The 18,891-nt window shown below is 65.7% G+C and carries 11 protein-coding genes; 5 read left to right on the forward strand and 6 right to left on the reverse strand.

The window, feature by feature from the left end; genetic code table 11:
• Positions 1-99: 99 nt before the first annotated feature.
• The 5 genes from AB6732_RS13440 to AB6732_RS13460 form a co-directional block, all read right to left on the reverse strand.
• Positions 100-1,275, reverse strand: coding sequence for an MFS transporter (locus tag AB6732_RS13440; RefSeq protein ID WP_370960433.1), 1,176 nt, complete (start codon positions 1,273-1,275; stop codon positions 100-102).
• An 82-nt stretch (positions 1,276-1,357) separates the two neighbouring features.
• The gene (locus tag AB6732_RS13445) at positions 1,358-2,839 is read right to left on the reverse strand and encodes a glycosyltransferase family 87 protein (RefSeq protein WP_370960434.1); all 1,482 of its coding nucleotides are present in this window, start codon (positions 2,837-2,839) and stop codon (positions 1,358-1,360) included.
• Positions 2,840-3,088: 249 nt separating this feature from the next.
• Positions 3,089-3,226, reverse strand: coding sequence for a hypothetical protein (locus AB6732_RS13450; protein WP_157412729.1), 138 nt, complete (start codon positions 3,224-3,226; stop codon positions 3,089-3,091).
• 854 nt (positions 3,227-4,080) lie between these two features.
• A complete protein-coding gene (locus AB6732_RS13455; RefSeq protein WP_370960435.1) occupies positions 4,081-4,665 on the reverse strand; it encodes a histidine phosphatase family protein in 585 nt (194 codons plus the stop codon).
• Between the two features lie 9 nt (positions 4,666-4,674).
• Entirely contained in the window at positions 4,675-6,225 is a 1,551-nt protein-coding gene (locus AB6732_RS13460) for a CCA tRNA nucleotidyltransferase (RefSeq protein WP_370960436.1), read from the reverse strand.
• A gap of 170 nt (positions 6,226-6,395) precedes the next feature.
• Here AB6732_RS13460 and AB6732_RS13465 point away from each other — a divergent pair, with 170 nt between their 5' ends.
• The 5 genes from AB6732_RS13465 (at position 6,396) to trxA (ending at position 12,042) form a co-directional block, all read left to right on the forward strand.
• Positions 6,396-6,902 (forward strand): NUDIX hydrolase, encoded by a 507-nt coding sequence (locus tag AB6732_RS13465; RefSeq protein WP_370960586.1) that lies wholly within the window; start codon positions 6,396-6,398, stop codon positions 6,900-6,902.
• 72 nt (positions 6,903-6,974) lie between these two features.
• On the forward strand, positions 6,975-9,092 hold the full coding sequence (murJ, locus tag AB6732_RS13470; protein WP_370960437.1) for a murein biosynthesis integral membrane protein MurJ: 2,118 nt from the start codon (positions 6,975-6,977) through the stop codon (positions 9,090-9,092).
• Between the two features lie 50 nt (positions 9,093-9,142).
• Positions 9,143-10,612 carry an ABC transporter substrate-binding protein gene (locus AB6732_RS13475; protein ID WP_370960438.1) on the forward strand — a complete coding sequence of 490 codons (1,470 nt, stop codon included), beginning with the start codon at positions 9,143-9,145 and terminating at the stop codon, positions 10,610-10,612.
• A 128-nt stretch (positions 10,613-10,740) separates the two neighbouring features.
• On the forward strand, positions 10,741-11,691 hold the full coding sequence (gene trxB / locus AB6732_RS13480; RefSeq protein WP_370960439.1) for a thioredoxin-disulfide reductase: 951 nt from the start codon (positions 10,741-10,743) through the stop codon (positions 11,689-11,691).
• Between the two features lie 24 nt (positions 11,692-11,715).
• Positions 11,716-12,042, forward strand: coding sequence for a thioredoxin (gene trxA / locus AB6732_RS13485; protein WP_066213587.1), 327 nt, complete (start codon positions 11,716-11,718; stop codon positions 12,040-12,042).
• A 5,538-nt stretch (positions 12,043-17,580) separates the two neighbouring features.
• On the opposite strand, the gene AB6732_RS13490 is transcribed toward trxA, so the two are convergent.
• A complete protein-coding gene (locus AB6732_RS13490; RefSeq protein WP_370960440.1) occupies positions 17,581-18,858 on the reverse strand; it encodes a ParB/RepB/Spo0J family partition protein in 1,278 nt (425 codons plus the stop codon).
• Positions 18,859-18,891: the final 33 nt, after the last annotated feature.

Genomic DNA, 18,891 nt, shown 5'->3' on the forward strand with positions numbered 1-18,891 from the left:
GTGCCCTGCATCCAGGCTATCCAGTGGGGTCGCGGCATGCCTCTGTCCGGCGGATGATTCCCGACGACGCCGGTACGCCCTCAGGTGGACCCCCTGCGGTCAGCGGGGCGTACGTTCGACGCTGAGCGGCTTGGCGGCCGACGCCAGGACCGCGGCGAGCACGATCGGGATCCCGATGAAGAGCAGTGCATTGCGGACACCGAGGTGGTCGGCCAGGAAGCCCAGCACGGGCGGCCCCGCCAGGAACGCCACGTAGCCCACCGTGGACACCACGGAGACGCGGGCCGCAGCGAGGCGTGGGTCGTCCGCGGCGGCGGACATTCCCATGGGGAACGTCAGCGCGGCGCCCGCGCCCCACAGGAGCGCCCCCAGGATCGCGAGCCACAGGGTGCCGCTCCAGCAGAAGAGAGCGAGACCCGCGGCGGCCGCGAGCATGCTGCCGCGCAGCACGGCCACCCGTCCGAAGCGGTCGATCAGCCCCGCTCCGAGCACGCGGAACACGGTCATGCCGGCCACGAACACCGCGAAGACGAGCGCGCCGGTGGACTCACTCTGGTGCAGGCCGTCCACGGTGCCCTTGGCGATCCAGTCGTTCCCGGCACCCTCGCTCAGGGTTGCGCCCATGACCACGACGCCGATGAGCAGGGTGCGCAGTTCCTTCCAGGCGAACATCCGGCCGCCGGCAGGCACGTCGTCCTTGTCCTCCGGGGCATGTGGCAGGAAGAACCGCGGCGCCGCGAGGCCCATCACCAGGACGAGGACCGCGATGCCGACCATGTGCGCGGGCAGGCCGACGCCCGCGGCGGAGAGGCCTGCCCCGAGCAGCGCCCCCACGAACGCGCCGCCGCTGAACGCCGCGTGGAACTGCGGCATGATGGTGCGCCCCAGCTGGTGTTCGACGTCGGCGCCCTCGATGTTCTGTGCGACGTCCCACAGCCCGATCCCCACACCGATCAGCACGAGGCTGCCGCCCGTGACCGGCACGGAGTGCAGCGCGAGACCCGTGGCGACCCCGGAGACCGCCAGGGCGCAGAACACGCTGGCCACCCGGATGGTGTTGGCGACGCCGATCCGGTTCACGCACCATCCCGCGCTGGGCAGCGCCACGAGCGAGCCGACCGCCATGCAGAGCAGGAGGCCGCCGATCTCGCCGGGGGAGAGCTGCAGGGTCGTGGCGACGGCCGGGATGCGCGACGCCCAGCTGGCGAAGACGAGTCCGTTGATGCCGAAGACCACGAAGGTCATGATGGTTGCGCGTCGGAGCTGGATGTTCACGGCTGAGCCTCGGCCTCTTCCTTCTGGGGTTCTGCTGTCTGCGGTTCTACAGTTTGCGGTTCTGCTGGCACGGGTGCGGGCGTCACGGGTGCGGAGTGTGCTGTGGTGCTGCGGGTGTGCGTGGGGTCCTGCGGAGTGACGCGCGGAGACGGCGAGGCTCAAGCCTCAGCCGGTCCGGACGGAGGTCGAAGACGCCGCCCTGAGGGTCGTCCACCCCGCCGGCGCGCACGACGTCGTCGTCCGGATTCACCATGTCCCACACGACCCGGACCATCAGATAGAAGGTGGCGGCCATGTGCAGGAGCACGGCACAGACATAGTACGGGACGTCGATGTTGTGCTGCGGACCGCTTCCGCTGGCACCCGCGCCGAGGTACATCCAGATGGCGGCCCAGTGGACCACCTCGGCCGCCTGCCAGATCAGGAAGTCCCGCCACACGGGGCGGGCGAGCACGGCCAGTGGGATGAGCCAGACCACGAACTGCGGCGAATAGACCTTGTTGCACAGGACGAACGCGGCCACCAGCAGGAACAGGATCTGCGCCAGCCGTGGACGCTGCGGCACCGAGAGTGCCAGAACGGTGATCGCCAGCGCGACGACGGCGAATGACACCACCGCCGCCACGTTCACCTGAGCGGCGCTCAGGGCAGGTTGCCCCAGCCGGGCGGCCACGAGATTCCAGGACTCCCAGAGGGAGGAGAAGCCCGCCCCACGGGAGAACGCGAAGTCGAAGAAGTACCGGAAGGCCTCGGGGTTGAGCAGCGCGAAGGGCAGATTGACCGCCAGCAGTGCCGCGCCGGTGCCCAGCGCCGTCCGGCCGAAAGCACGCATCGTCCCGCTCCGGACGGCGAGGATCAGCACCGCGAGCAGCAGGAGCAGCGGATAGAACTTGAAGGACGCGCCCACCCCGATCCAGACCCCTGCCCAGACGGGGCGTTCCCGGGCGAAGCAGAGCAGGGCGAGAGCGAGCGCGAAGACCGCCCACAGATCCCAGTTGATGAAGCCTGACGTGATCATCCCGGGCGCCAGGGCGACCATCGCGGCGTCCCACTTCCTCCGGCGCGCCAGGCGGGCGATGACCAGCACCGTGCCGATCCAGAGCCCCACCACCAGAAGGGAGTTCAGGTCGAAGTAGCCGAGTGCCCGCTGAGCGGCGTCCCCGCTCGCCGGTACGGCCAGAGCGGTCACCGCCGCGACGACGCCGAGCAGCACCGGGTATTCGAAGCGGACATCCGGTGTGAACACAGGGAGGGATCCGCCGGCGAAGGCCGGCCCGCCGAGGAGGGTGGGGAAGTCCGAATAGCAGGTGCCGTAGTAAGCCGCGGCGCCGGCCCAGCCCTGGACGCGGCACACCGACTTGATGCCCACCGCGAGCAGCGCGGAGACGATCGTGAGCAGCACCAGGACGCGGTCCACGGTGAAGAAACCGGGGGAGACCACGCCCGGCGCCGTCCGCCGTCCGAGAGGACCGCCCACCAGTTCGGTGAAGCGGCTCAGCAGCGAGTCCGTCCGGGAAGGGACGACCAGCCGCATCCGGGTCCTGGGGGCGCCATGTCCTGCCATGTCACGAGCCTACCGGCCAGGATGCGTCCTGCACCGGGCATGACGGGGGCGGGGCATGACGGGGCGGGTCATGACGGGGCCAGGCCTGGAGGAAGGAGGCATGGCGGGGCCAGGGCGATCCGTCCGGCCCGGGGTACACGGAAGCCCCGGGTGTCTGCTTCACCCGGGGCTGCCGTCGGTGCTGCGATGCCTGTGCGTCTGGAGACATCGCGGTCTGTGGTCGCCACGTCGTGCCGTCTGTCAGTACGGCTAGCGCAGCGTGTTCATCAGGTGGATCTGGACGAACACGTCATCACGGGTCTGCTCCAGGGTCCGGCTGCTGATCTCCTGGTTGCTGAACCGGTTCTGCTGCTGGAAGACCAGGGATTCTTTGGGAAACTTCCTCATGAGGGCACACCCCCCTTCGTGTGGTGCGGGTTCTTGTCGCGGAGCTCGGGGCTCCGGGACCTGGACGATGCCTCGCTGACACGCTTCATGTGTCTCGGCGAGGCGGGAATGGGGTCATCAAAAGCGACGACGATCATGATTTCCTCTGTTTTCGGGCGCGGTGAATCAACAGTGAAATGCCGGGAAAGAATTCAGTGCCGAGGGCATGGGAATTCCACAAAAGAAATCCACAAAAGAATTCAGGGTGCGCTGATGGGTATGCCGGACTTCAAGGAGAACCGGGGTGCATCAGTGTGAGAGTGCCCGCAGGCGGAGCGGCAGGACTACGCTGCCGTGAGAAGCGGTTCCCGCAACCTGGCGGGAACCGGACGCAGAATTACGCTGCGCGCCGGAGCCAGGTACGGGAGGCTGCCGCTCCGCCAACCATGTGCACATCCGTGTACAGTGCGGTGATCTTGGTGATATTCATGTCGCAACCTCCTTTTCTCTTGACGCCGATAGTTACCATCCCGGTCCGGCACGCAGTGGTCGCACGAAGCGATGCCAGAGGGCACTGACCGGGTTTCGCTCCCTCGCTGTGAAGGGAACAATAAATAACGTACAGGAAGTTTTCAGGCTTCGCCAGCCCGAACGGCACTTTCCTGGAAATTTTCTCAAATTCTTTTCCGGGATACCTGCCGGACCGTAATCCGACGCCTCCCGGAGGGGAATTCCCGACGACCCGGGAGCCTGATGACAGAGAGCAAGATGCGCAGGAGTCGTGGTGTGCAGGGAATAGACGACGCCCCCGGCGAAGGTGCCGGGGGCGTCGTCGAATGCTGGGCCGGAAATGGTCCGCAGCGCCGGAAGGGTGCTCAGAGACCCCAGGACACCACGGCCGGCGTCTTCTTGTCCCAGCCGAGCGTGCACACGCGCGCCGTGCCCAGCAGGAAGTGCCGTCCCTCGACGGGATCGAGCTCCAGCCAGCGAGCGGCCAGGATGCGGCAGAAGTGGCCGTGAGCGACCACGAGCACGTCGCCGGCGCCACCGGAACGGACACGCTCGACGATCCGGTCGGCACGCTCCGCCACCTCGTCGATCGTCTCGCCGTTCGGCACGCCGTCGGTCCAGATCAGGTAACCGGGGTTCTTGGCGCGCACGTCCGCGGAGTTGACGCCCTCATAGTCCCCGTAATTCCACTCCACCGCGTCCGGCTCGAGCTGAGCGTCCGGGAAACCCGCCAGCTCGGCGGTGCGCCGGGCGCGCTGCAGGGGAGAGGTCAGCACGTCACGGAACTCCACACCCTTCAGCACTCCACCGGCACGAAGCGCCTGCCGCTCGCCCTCCTCGGTGAGCGGCAGATCGGTCAGACCGGTGTACTGGCCGCTCTTGGACCATTCGGTCTCTCCGTGGCGCAGGAGCCACAGCTGGGGGAGATCCGTGTTGGGGGAGGCGTTCATGGCAGTCCTTCAGTTCTTACGGCCGTCGACGGCGGCCTGCTGCGTTGGGTGATCAACGGCTCGGTGGTCAACGGCTGGGTGGTCGGATTCAGTCCGTTCCGTAGCGGCCCCTTCCGGGGACGCCTGGGATTCCGGCTGCTGCGCCCACCAGGAACGCAGCTCCTCCTCGGCCCGCTCGGGTTCGAGAGGACCGTGCTCCATCCTCAGCTCCAGGAGGTGCTTGTAGGCGCGACCCACCACGGGGCCGGGCCGCAGACCCAGGAGCTGCATGATCTGCTGGCCGTCCAGATCCGGACGCACCGCGTCGAGCACTTCGCGTTCCCGCAGCTCGGCGATGCGCTGCTCAAGATCGTCGTAGGCGAACGCGAGGCGCTCGGCCTTCCTGCGGTTCCGGGTGGTCACGTCCGAGCGGGTCAGACGGTGCAGCCGTTCCAAATGCGGACCCGCGTCGGTGATGTACCGGCGGACCGCGGAATCGGTCCAGCCTGCGTCGCCGTAGCCGTAGAAGCGCATGTGCAGCTCCACCAGGCGGGCCACGGCCTTGATGGTGTCGTTGTCGAAGCGGAGCGCCTTCATGCGCTTGGACACGAGCTTGGCGCCCACCACGTCGTGGTGACGGAAACTCACCGCGCCGCCCTCTTCGAAGCGGCGCGTGGCCGGCTTGCCGATGTCATGCATGAGCGCCGCGAACCGCAGCACGAAGTCCGGTCCCGGCACCGCGCCGTCGTCGTCCGTTTCGAGGTCCGCCGCCTGCTCCAGGACCTGCAGCGAGTGCTGGTAGACGTCCTTGTGGCGGTGGTGCTCGTCGGCTTCGAGGCGGAGCGCGGACACCTCGGGCAGCACGCGGTCCGCCAGGCCGGTCTCCACCAGGAGATCGATGCCGACCCGCGGCCGGGCGCCGTTGATGAGCTTCACCAGCTCGTCCCGGACCCGTTCGGCGGAGATGATGGAAATGCGGTCGGCCATGTCCGTCATGGCGGCGCGGACGTCGTCGCTGACTCCCACGTCCAGCTGCGAGGCGAAACGCGCGGCGCGCATCATGCGCAGCGGATCGTCGGAGAAGGACGCCTCGGCCGTGCCCGGAGTGGCGAGGACGCCGGCGCGCAGATCCCTCAGCCCGCCGAAGGGATCCACGAGCTGGCGGCTGGGCAGTCGAAGAGCCATCGCGTTGATGGTGAAATCACGGCGGAAGAGATCGTCTTCCAGCGAGGTCCCGAAGGCCACCACCGGCTTGCGCGACTCCGGGTCGTACGACTCGGCCCGGTACGTGGTGATCTCGATCTGGAAACCGGACTTGCGCAAGCCGATCGTGCCGAAAGCCTTCCCGATCTCCCAGTGCGTGTCCGCCCACGGCTTGATGAGCGCCAGGGTCCGGTCCGGGGTCGCATCGGTGGTGAAGTCGAGGTCCAGGGCGTCCCGGCCCAGGAACAGATCGCGTACCGGTCCGCCGACCAGGGAAAGGTCATGTCCTGCATCCGCAAAGAGCTGGCCCAGTTCCAGAATCACGGGGTCCAGGTGGAAACCGACCGAGTCGGCCGCGCCACCCTGAAATTCACTCACCATAGTGGTCCAAGCTTGTCACGTTTCCGGCAGCAGTCCCCAACGCCGCCCCGGGCCGCGTCAGCCCGTGCCAGGACATGGACCGGTCCTCAGGCCACCGAAAGCTCGATAGAGTTATGGGCATGGCCAATCCAGTACCGAGCGCTCCGAACAGGAGGAACAACGCCCCCCTGCCCTCGGCGATCGGTGCCCACATTGCGCCAGCAAACCAGAACTTCACCACTCCTCTGCCCACCGTCGAAGAGGTCTCGGCAGGCGGCGTCGTCGTGGACACCACCTCGCCTCAGCTGCCCGTGGCCATCATCGCCCGCATCAACCGCGGAGGCCGTCTCGAGTGGTGCCTGCCGAAGGGCCATCCCGAAGGCGCCGAAAGCAATGAGGCCGCCGCGGTCCGGGAGATCGCTGAGGAGACGGGGATCGAGGGGAGCATCCTCACGCCCCTGGGCAGCATCGACTACTGGTTCACCGTGACCAGCCACCGCGTCCACAAGACGGTGCACCACTATCTCCTGGAAGCCACCGGCGGCGAGCTCACCATCGAGAACGACCCGGACCACGAAGCGGTCGACGTCGCATGGGTCCCTCTGGCCGATCTGGCCCGCCGTCTTTCGTTCCCCAATGAGCGGCGGATCGCCGACCTCGCACGGGAACTCCTGCCGGGCCACCTGCCCTCCTGACAAGCCGTCTCACAGGCCGTCCCCGCCCGTGCCTCAGGCGGAGGAGCAGTCAGGAGTGAGACGATACTGGGGATGTCTCACGCGAAGAAGGCCGATGCGGCCCTGAACTCCCCGACCTCCGCAGCCTCCCGCGCCAGCGATTCACGCGCCAGCGCCCTGATGGCGGCGGGCACCCTGATCTCGAGGATCCTCGGCTTCGTGAAGTCGTGGCTGCTGATCGTGGCGCTCGGCCTGGGCTCCTCGGTCACGGACACCTTCATCAACGCCAACAACCTGCCGAACATGGTGTTCGTGCTGGTGGCGGGCGGCGTCTTCAACGCCGTGCTGGTGCCCCAGATCCTCAAGGCGAGCCGCGCGCCGGACAGCGGGGCGGACTACATCAGCCGCCTCATGACGCTGGCCGTGATCGTCATGTTCACGCTGACGGCGCTGGTCACGCTGTGCGCGCCCTTGCTGATCCAGGTGACCACCTCGGGCTACGGCCCCGCTCAGATGAGCCTGGCCGTCACGTTCGCGGTCTACTGTCTGCCCCAGATCTTCTTCTACGGGCTGTACGCGATGCTCACCCAGGTCCTCAACGCCCATGGGTCCTTCGCGCCGGCCATGTGGGCCCCGATCGTCAACAACATCGTGGCGATCGCCGGCCTCGGCCTTTTCGTGGCGATCTTCGGCGCCAGCGCCGCCAACCCTCACACCCTGGACAACTGGGGGACCGGTCAGACCATCCTGGTGGCGGGCTTCTCCACCCTCGGCGTCCTGGTGCAGACCGCTCTGCTGTTCATCCCGCTCCGGCGCCTCAAGCTGGGTCTGCGGCCGCGCTTCGGCTGGCGCGGTGTCGGCCTCGGCGCGGCGGCCAAGGTGGGCTCCTGGGCCCTGCTGACCACGGTGGTCAGCCAGCTGGCGTTCCTGTACGTCATGAAGATCGCCACGATCCCCGGCGCCGTGCGGGCCAACGCCCCGGCGGGCTCGCCGCCCATCGCCGGTAACGCGGTACTCGAGATCGCCAGCCAGCTCTACTTCCTGCCGCACTCCATCATCTCGGTGTCCCTCGCCACGGTCCTGTTCAACCGCATGGCCAAGGCCTCCCTGGACAACGACGTGCGCGGTCTCCGCGCGGCCCTCTCCAACGGCCTGCGCACCAGTGCCGTGGCGATCGTGTTCAGCGCCATCGCCCTCCTGGTGCTGGCCGCCCCGATCGGCATGTTCTTCTCGGCCGGCAAACCGCAGGACGGCGCGCTGCTGGCGATCACGCTCTCCATCCTGGCGCTGACCAGCCCCTGCCTGAGCATCAACTTCATGATGACCAGGGTGTTCTACTCCCGCGAGGACGCCCGGACCCCGTTCTACGTGCAGCTGGCACTGGCCGTGCTGAACCTCGCCGGTGCTTTCGTCATCCAGTTCCTACCGGCCGGGATGATCATCTACGCCATCGCCGGGCTCTATTCCGTGGGCAACATCCTGTCCGTCCTGATCAGCGCGTTCTTCCTGCGCCGGGTCCTGGGCCATCTGGACGGCCCGCGCATCGTCAACTCCTACATCCGCATGGGCTACGCGGGCATCGGCTCAGCCATCGCCGGCGGGGTGGTGCTGTGGCTGTTCGGCACCTACCGCGCCGACGGCTTCCTGTGGCACAACCAGGCCGCGGCGCTACTCTCCATCTGCGTGGCCGCTCCGGTCATGCTCGGCGTCTACGTCGTGCTCCTGCGGGTCTTCCACGTCGAAGAGCTCCGCGACCTGCTCCGTCCGCTGCTGGCGCGCTTCATCCGCCCCGCCGGCGCTGAGGGCACGACGACGCCGGCCGCCGCGTCGTCGTCGGCCCCCTCCGCGCGGGCCGAGCAGGCTCCGCGCGAGTCCCGCGAAGAGCCCGCCACGGGTGCCCTCCCGGCCGTCTCGATGGACACCGGCCTGCTGCCGAGGATCTCCGGCGGATTCGATTCCGAGGGCTTCCGCGCGGCGCCGAGTGCCGAAGACGTGGGGGAGGGCCTGTCGCAGCCCGCACGCGGCGCACATCCCTCCACGCCGTACTACGGCGAGGAGGAGACCGCGGTGCGGTCCGAGGGACGGAGGGGCCTGCTGACGATGTTCCGGGACTGGCTCTGGGCGCCTCCTGCACAGCTGCCGCAGCTCGGACGTCACACATACCAGGGCCGGTCTGGGGAGAATCCCCACTTCCCATCTGACCTCCGATAGGATCGAAACTCGAAACACCCCGTGTCTTCCCGGGGCCTGAGGAGGTTGTGATGTCCCAGCAGATCGAGGCAGGATCCGTCCTGGGTGGCCGCTACAAGGTCACAGGCTCGGTGTTGCTCTCCCATGACCGTGATCAGGTGCTGGACGGTGTGGACCAGGTCCTGAACCGCCCGGTCAGCATCCTGGTGGCCAGCGAGCAGAACGCGGAGCAGCTCTCACAGAGCGCCCGCGAAGTCGCCACCGGTGAACGCCCCGGGGCCATGCAAGTGCTGGATCTCGGCGTCAGCGACGGTCTGACGTACCTGATCACCAGCCATTCGAGCGCTCCTGATCTGCTCGATCTGCTGGTCGCCACGGATGCGCCCTATGTGGAGCCGTTCTTCACTGAGACTCTCGGCAGCGAGATCTTCGGGGAGGAGCGTTCCCGCGAGCCGGAAACCTACGGTGGGCGCTATGACGAGACCTCCGGCGAGGTCATCCACTACGACTCGGAACAGGGCTGGACCCCCGAGGACGAGGCGACGCGGACCGCACCCGGCACTCAGGTGCCGGCCGAACCGGAACGCCCCGCGCCTGCGGCCCCGGCGTCCCCCGCCACCGAGCCGGTCACGCGTGCCCAGGAGCCCGCCGCCGCTGAGCGGTCCAAGGCGCCTGAGCAGTCCCACGTGCCCGAGCAGCCCAAGGTGACGGTCTGGAATGACGAGGACCACCGTGAGGCAGAGGCTGCCCCGGCACCCGAAACGGCGGCCTTCCTTCAGCAGCCCGCGGCCTCCGCTGAGCGCGACCGCCGCGAAGCCGGGCATTTCCCGGCTGCTGCGCGGGGTCAGATGCTCGGCTTTGAGACCGAGACGGACGACGACGATGACGCGCCCGCGCCGGAGAACGGCAGCACCCGCTGGATCGTCGGCGGGGTGCTGGTCGTGGTGCTGATCGCCGCGCTGATCTTCGCCGTGACCAACCTCGGAAACCTCTTCAACGGTGGCGCGCCGTCGGCGGACAAGACCACCGCGACGACGGCGCCGTCCGCGACGAACCCCGGTTCGCAGCCGCCTCCGAGCACCGCACCGGTCGCGGCGCCGCCGGCGATCGACTCCCTGACGCGACTCGGTGATTTCGACTTCGCCGCCGGTTTCGACAAGGACCTGCCGAAGGCGATCGACGGTAACAATGCGACGTACTGGTCGAACATGGAGTTCGGCTCGGAGAACTGGGGTGGCCTGGTCAAGAGCATTCCCCTCGTGGTGAAGCTCAAGCAGCCCGCGCAGGTCAAGTCGATCACCCTGACGCAGCTCGGCGGATCCGGCGGCTCGGTCACGATGTACACGAACGACAAGCCCAGTCTTGACGGGGCCAAGCAGGTGGCCAGCAACACCTTCACCGGTCCGAACCTGACCATGGCCGTGGGTGGGGACATCACCACGCAGTACGTGATCATGGACATCACGGCCCTGCCTCGACTGGCAGCCCCGCGGACACAGTTCCCGTACGGTCTGAGGCTGGCGGAAATCAAAATTCAGTAGTCGACTGGCCCCAGGTACTCTGTGAAGAGGCCTGGGGCCACTTCTTTGACGGAATAGTTCAGCGCTCCGTTCCGTTGTGCCCTCTGCCGCATTCGTTTGGCTTGAGCGAGGAAGAGGATTCCACCCACGTGAGCACGCAAGAAACCACGGCCCCTGAGGTCCACGACGTCATCATCATCGGATCCGGTCCCGCTGGGTACACCGCTGCCATCTACACGGCGCGTGCCAAGCTCAACCCGATCGTGTTCGCCGGCTCGGTGACCGCCGGTGGCGAGCTGATGAACACCACCGAGGTGGAGAACTTCCCGGGCTTCCCGGAGGGCATCCAGGGACCCGACCTCATGGACAACCTGGAGCAGCAGGCCAGCCGCTTCGGTGCTCAGGTCGAGTACGAGGATGTCGTCTCCGTGGATCTCGAGGGGGACGTGAAGTCCGTGACGCTCGGCAACGGTGAGACGCACCATGCCCGCACCGTGATCGTCTCCACCGGGTCCGCCTACCGCGAGCTCGGCCTCGAGAACGAGAAGCGTCTCTCCGGACACGGCGTGAGCTGGTGTGCAACCTGCGACGGTTTCTTCTTCAAGGATCAGAACATCGCCGTCATCGGTGGTGGCGACTCTGCGATGGAGGAGGCACTGTTCCTGACCAAGTTCGCTTCCAAGGTCACCGTGGTCCATCGGCGGAAGGAACTCCGCGCCTCGAAGATCATGGCCGACCGCGCTCTGACGCACGAGAAGATCGACTTCGTGTGGGACAGCGAAGTCGTGGACGTCATCGGCGAGGACAAGGTGACCGGTATCCGGCTCCGTAATCTCGTGACCGACGTCGAGGAGGAGCTTCCGGTCACCGGCCTCTTCGTCGCCATCGGTAACGACCCGCGCACCGACCTCTTCAAGGGAATCCTTGATCTGACCGCTGACGGGACCATCGCCGTGGACGGCCGCACGTCGAAGACCAGCCTTCCGGGCGTCTTCGCGGCCGGCGACGTGATCGACCCGAAGTACCGCCAGGCGATCACCGCCGCGGCTTCCGGTTGTGTCGCCGCCATCGACGTCGAGCACTACCTCCAGAACCACTGAGAATTCCGAAGAAAGAAGGAAACCATGAGCAACGCCAAGGACGTTACCGACGCAAGCTTTGAGAACGACGTTCTCCAGGCTGAAAAGCCCGTGATCGTTGATTTCTGGGCGGAATGGTGCGGTCCCTGCCGCCGGCTGAGCCCGATCCTGGACCAGATCGCAGAGGAGAACTCTGACAAGGTCGAGGTCGTGAAGGTGAACGTCGACGACAACCCCGCCGTCGCTTCCAAGTACGGAATCACTTCCATCCCCGCCGTGTACCTGTTCCAGGGTGGCGAGGTGAAGAACACTGTGACCGGTGCTTACCCGAAGCAGTACTTCGAGAAGGAATTCGCCGACGTCCTCGGCTGAACCCTCTCCTCGCGGTGACCAGCCGCTCGAAGGGGCCCGATGCTCACGCGTCGGGCCCCTTCTGTTTGCTCGCTGTTTCACGTGAAACGCGGGATATCGGCCCGTTTGAACCCTTAGAGGTCGGGAACTTGGTCGGTTCGCGCCGCATTGAATGAACCCCCAGAACGACGACGGCGCCACGCAGAGGCAGTGCATCGGACCTGGAGGGGGGTTGGCTGATTCCGCTCCCGCAGCCACATCTCGGCGCCAGTGGCGCATCAGCAGTTTGAACCCCCAGTGAAGCCCTCCTCGCACCCTCGCCCGGTCCAGGTTCACAAAAGGCCAGACCAGGTGTGAATATCGTGAGTCTTATGGATTCCGACCAGGAGCTGGGCAAATCGCACGCATACACCCAAGTGATTCAACGAGTTCTGCCCGACCCGCCTCCTCAACACCTCACCTCAGTACGCCGGGTGGGCATCCTATAGACCAAAGTGCACCGGCCTGCGCGCTCCAGGGGCCAGGAGCGCCCCAGCTGCCCCTGCCGCACATCACTGACAGGACCGGAACAATCACTACTTCGGCTGCGGCCAAGACCGCGACGATGACTGTCGTCTCCACGCCTCGCCCGGGAACTTCACTGCAGGGGAGTGCTGACTTCACCTGCGGGTCTCGCATCCCACCTGGCCCTCGATCCTGACAATCAGGAGTTCGATTCGAGACTCGGGACGCTGCTCAACTCGCCTATCGCTCCCGTATATCGACCGTGGGAGATCTCTTCTTAAGCTGAACGTCAAGATCGTGGGCCAGAACTGCGGGCGAGCACTTGCGGCTGCCGGGCCTTCGTCTCTCGCTCACCGCCACATCTGATCCTCCCTAGCAGGACACCCGATGACTCGACTCCGACCTCCTCGCCGTCACGTACGCGAACGGGGCGAGACCGGCCGGATTGCAGGAGCGCGCCGCTAAGCCGCAGGTATGACGAGAGCAGCAATCCGGAGAGAACAGTCTCCTGCAACCATGAGGCTGCCTGCGCAGGGACGGTGATGTCTTGCGGTCCATCGAGGCCACCGCCTCTCGCGCGCGCCCCGCAAGATCCGCGGAGGTGCCAGTCAATGCACGCCTGCGAGCAACACGGTGGGAGCGGGGTCCCGCCTCTCAGTCCGCCGTAGAGTCCCAGGGAGGCCGGGCGCCTACTACAAGCGCTCCCGAGGTCCTCGAGAGCCCTCTCCACCTCCTGACGGCCCGATGAAATGCCCGTCAAGACGAAACCCGGAGGCGTGAAAGAGCAGCGTACGCGGGCTCTCGGTCACGACCTCTTACTGTTTCACGTGAAACGTGCCCGTGCGTCTGCTCCGGTGGGAGGGTCCATCAGGAGGCGGACATTCGTGTCCTGCCTGCCGATTCCACGCCCTAGCGTCCCGGGCTGCTCCAAACAGCCCGCCCTCGTCCCCACATGCCCATATGGCGCCTCATGACGCCGATCAACTGCACCGCGCACGCCGAGACTCCGACGCATCCAGACTCTATGCTGGTCGAGCCATCACGTCACGAACACTGATTGACCTTTCACTCAAAGACGATGAAGAACCGATCAGATCGCCCAGCTTCCGGCTGCCATTCGGGATAGGGCGAGGATCGCAGTAAGGTCCTGGCGGCATGTCCTGCCCCGTGGCCACACAGACTGCTCGGGAAAGTCAGTCGTCTCTGACTCCAGAGTTTCACGTGAAACATGGAAGAACGCTCCGCCCTGACTCACACGCCTCCGCCGGCAACTCCATCAGCGCCACGAGCCTCCAGACATCCACTGGGCCGGCAATAGCCGAGAGTATCTACCAAGCAGGCCCAGGAGACGTAGCAGGGCACCTCTGCCGCCCCTGAAGTCTTTCTGGGATACAGAACCCCACCAAACCATGGAAGTCGCTGTCACCTGCCTTCCAAAGAAAACTCGTCTAACAACCCCCGAGCCTGGGATCCACACCGCCAGACCAGCCTCCTCTGCCGCACACCATAGCCCCAGCTTCTCTTGGCGGGAGGAACCCTGACCTCACTGCAACGCCTTAGGAACGAACAACCAGGTGCGCGACACACAAATGGACGAGACCATTGCCCGAAACAGACAACCCCTACGATCGTCGGACGGGGGGATCGGAAGCTGGTCCTGCCTCTAGGTAACCGAAGGTTGACGCCACCATGAGTCAGTGGGGCCCCGATGGTTCTAGACGAGCTCTCTGAACCCACAGGCGCAACCGATCGGCAGCGACCGAACCTCCATCACCTTCCAGATTTCCAAGCTGGTGTCCCGACGAAACCCCCACTCCACCCCAGTCAATCGGTTCTGGGCCGACCCACCCACCACCGGTCGGTCCGGTCCGCTTGGGTCCGGCTTCGTCCCCTTCACTCCAGGGCAGTGCACTCCATCCGCACTCGGCACGATCTACCGCCGCCCAGGCAGTCCGCCTTGGTCGGCTCAGAACGGTTCAGTTCGGCGCAGCTCGGACCAGTTCAGTTCGGTTCAGCTCAGTTCGGTCCACTTCGGCCATACCGGCCCACCGCACGGTGGTGAGCTCTTTGGTGGGCAAACCCCCTTGCATGCCAGGTGCAGGAGCCTACGTTCTACGCCTGAATGGTGGTTGGTGCGAGCTGACATCGAGAGTCTGAATCAGCCCGCAGCAGTCCCACTACGTGACGCGTCTGGGTTCTCACGCGCCAGATGTTCTAAGCACATCAGGCGTCGGCTCTGAGGCGCGCATCCGCAAGCTGCCAGCCCCGGCCAGCGAGCTCTCTGGCTCTCTGAGCGAGCATCCTACGCCCAGAGAGCCACGTCCTCTGCCTCAAAGGGTGTGGGCTCCCGCGCGGATCTCCTAGGAGGTGGTGCAGATCCGCTCAACTTTCCACAACACTTATCCACAGCGCTGTCCACAGCCTACCGGGCGCGTCCTCCGAGGGTGATGTGGATCATGATGGGCTTATCCACAGCTCGCTGTGGATAGGGAGGCTGGGCGTGTTCCACGTGAAACATCATGCACGCCGAGCCGACAGACATCAGATCGTCACTACGACAGAGTCATAACCGACAGGACTGACATGGACTCCATCGACCGAGAGACGACAGCGCAGGGGCCCGAGATTCCGCGAAATCACGCCAGTTTCAGACTAAGAACTTCATCAACGCCTCGATTTTCACTCCAGAATAGGGGGATTACGCCCGAGAGATGCTGAGACCTCACCATGCGATAGAGGCCGTCGCAAGCTCTACCCGCATCAGCAAACCTCAGGACGAGCGTCAGTCGTTTCATCCACAGATGCGTGTGGCCTGGAAGCGAGATGCGCCTCCTGCGCTCTTAGCACCCGACTCCTGTCCACAGAGTTATCCACAACATCTGTCCACAGCATGCGAGCACTCCCGGCTGCGGGGGAACTGAAGCAACTCCGCAGCCGACGCGGCTGTCGAGTGGCCACGGCCCGAACTCGTGATCCGACCACTAACCGCCAGGACCGACGGCGCCATGGTCAACGCCAGGTGTTCAGTGGAGAGTCCCCGCACCGCTGACCGGAACGTGTCTTGGACCCTCACCTCGAGGACAGGTCATGCATCCCTCGTGAGCACGGCAGTCCGCCGGGGAGTGGGCACCCTCACCTGAACAGCTCTGCACGGCGGCGGGAGCCAAGTGCCCGCCGCGTCCCCACGGTTGCCGGTGCCGCCAGACAGCTAGCAGCGGCCATCCAACTCACCCTCCCACCAGGCGGACGGATCCATTCGCGCAATGCCGGCCTCACGTACGGACTATGGGAACTACAAGTTCAGGGGATGTTTCACGTGAAACACGGACCGACTGTTCGACAGAACCAGCATGGGCGCTTCGACCAGAGACATACTCGGAACCGAACATCGGTGCCAGCGTAAGACCCGGGGAGCGCCCAGCGCTGCGGACTGGGCCCGAAGTGGGCGGGTAGAGCGCCGTCGGCGAGGCCAGCTCAGATATCCTAGCGTCCCTCTCCAGGGTTCAGCGGGACAACTCGCACGCCCCTCGCCGGTCTAAGCCGACTCCGTAAGCACCGGACAACCAGCTCAATCATGCCTTGAGCGCATGGGGAGCGTGCGGGGAGGGGCGAACGCATCCGCGGTGCCCGTTGCGAGGCCTTCTCGCTGCTTCGCTGCCCAGAGCGACGGAGAACGCCTATCCGGGCCGTAGCGACCCACCCACGCCCCTCCTGCGGCCCTCGAATACGGTCAGGGCCTTTACCGGGGCGCCCACCCTCTAGTCTTCGTCCTAGGGCTCTACAGGCGCCGTACGAGTGACACCGCGACGGCGCTGGAAAGCGAATGGCGGCGATGACGACGAAGGCAACAATGCATAAGCGCTCCGGAAGCTGGCCGGGCTTCCACTGGCGATGAGTGACCGTCGTTCCGGCATTCAGGGTCAGTTGCGGGCCGCGGCGGGAAGCATGTCTCGGTTCTCTCCAAGGGCTCACCACACACATACAGAGAGCTGTCAGGCAACGTCCGTAAGTTGGCTTTCATGGTTTCTGCCAACCACCATTTCGCGAACCTGATTCGGAACCGGCCAACCTACTAGAGAAGGTAATGTCGAGTGAGCCTCCAAGATGCGCTTCCCGTGGACTGGGCCACCGTAGCGCCCGGCCAGGCCACCTGCCACTGTCAGACGCCGTAGTGACCTGATGCCCACGGGGTCGGTTCTGGCGACCCGCATGTATCCACTGGGTCGGCTGCTTAGGACGGTCTGCCGTGTGTCAGACTCAGATCGCAGATGATGTTTCACGTGAAACCGCGACATCGGTCCGAGACCTGGTGATGCCGGGTCTACATGGCAACGACCATGGGTCCTCGCCACCAGAACGCCACCGGACCGTGCCTCGGAATGCAACGCCGGAAGGAATGCGATCCGGCACCACAGTGGCTGGAGCTTGGGAACTCGGATGCGGATCAAACTGGCGACAATGTTCGGCACGTACTGCTTCGGTAGACCCCGACCGCTTCTCGGCACGAAATGATGTCTGACTTGCCGCTCCTTGGAGAGCCTGGGCACGGCTAGCCCGTTTTTCGAATTCGCCGGGGCGTCGACGTACTCAAGATGTGAAGCCAGAATCGGGTCAGCGCACGCATCTGCGAACCCGTCACCCGACGTTTCACGTGAAACAATCCGAAGTCCTGCGCGTCCAGCCTGAGGCAAGGGCCTCTGCAACGATCCTCCCCTGACTGGCAACGTGTGGCGGGGGAGCGGATCTCACGAAGGCGAAGTGGACCGACCTTGCGCTTGCCAGTCCAACAGCGATCCAGATGTCCCTGTAATTGGACGCCGATGCGCCATGTCTCAACACTGGGTAATCACGCGCGGCACCTCCACGATGCGCATGACCACCGTGCCTAAAGCGCAGCCTAGGCACCCACGAACGCTGGATCTCGAATGTAGCCGGGTGGACGAGAGTGCGCGGGTGCCAGAGCGAACGCCGGCCGGCGCAGCGAACACCCAACCCCGGATACGCCAAGGGGGTCTGTGTTTCACGTGAAACACAGACCCCCTTGGAAGTCAGACGTTAGGACGGGTTGATGACATCCATGATGCGATTCAGGTCGTCAACACTGGCAAACTCAATGCTGACACGTCCCTTTCGGGCGCCAAGCGTGATCTTGACGTTCGTATCAAGCCGGTCCGCGAGCGAGGTGGCAAGATAGTCCAGCCGTTCGTGACGCGCGGTGTTCCGCGGAGCCGCGGGCTTCTTCGGGTCGACAGGATCCTGGAAGAGAACGACGGCCTCTTCCGTCGCGCGCACCGAAAGCCCCTCGGCGACAATGCGCTGTGCCAGGCGCTCCATGGCCGGAGCATCCGGCAGACCCAGCAGTGCACGCGCGTGGCCGGCGGAAAGCACTCCGGCAGCCACACGTCGCTGGACCAGGGGAGGGAGCTTCAGCAGGCGAATGGTGTTCGACACCTGAGGACGCGAACGGCCGATACGGTCCGCAAGTTCCTCATGGGTGGCGCCGAAATCCTCCAGAAGCTGCTGGTAGGCAGCAGCCTCTTCGATGGGATTCAGCTGGCTGCGGTGGAGGTTCTCGAGCAGAGCGTCACGCAGCAGGTCGTCATCGGTGGTCTCTCGGATGATCGCGGGGACCGTCTCAAGCCCGGCTTCCTGAGTCGCACGCCAACGCCGCTCACCCATGACCAGTTCGAAACCGGAACCTTCGGGCTTCCGGCGGACCACGATCGGCTGCAGAACACCGATTTCACGGACCGAGTGGACCAGTTCCGCCATATCCTGCTCGTCGAACTCCTGGCGGGGCTGACGAGGGTTGGGGGAGATGTCGCCGACCGGGATCTCAGCGAACTGAGCCCCGGGCACCGGAACCAGACCATCCTGCGCGCCGGCGTCGTCGACCGCGACAGGGGCGGCAGCCGACGTCGCGCTGTCGGGGGTGACCGCTTCCTCTGGCTTCGCACGACGCGCGCGCGTCGGCTTCTCGGCCGCAGGGGCGGCTTCTCCCGCCGCGGCCTTGGCGCCACGGGCAGGCGCCTTCTTCACAGGGCTCTCCTGGGCGGCAGCAGCCTTCCCGGAGTCCTTGGCGGCCCGGGAAGCGTCGGCGGCCTTGGCGGGCCGCTGAGTGACCTTCTGCGGCTTCTCAGCGGGAGCTGTCGTCCCTTGCGATGCGGGGCTGGCTTCACCAGTCTCCGTCGCACCATCCTGTTCGCGGTTCCGCTGGGGAGCGGGGAAGAACAGATCCACCGGACGGGTGGTGGGCGCTGCACTGCCCGCATCGGCAGCACTGGGGATCAGGGCACCCAGACCGCGGCCCAGGCCACGTCGCTTTTCACTCATGTGGGATTCCTCCCTCCTTCCGATGGCGCGAAA

This window comes from Arthrobacter sp. RCC_34 (genome assembly GCF_041360795.1).
Lineage (GTDB): Bacteria > Actinomycetota > Actinomycetes > Actinomycetales > Micrococcaceae > Arthrobacter_E.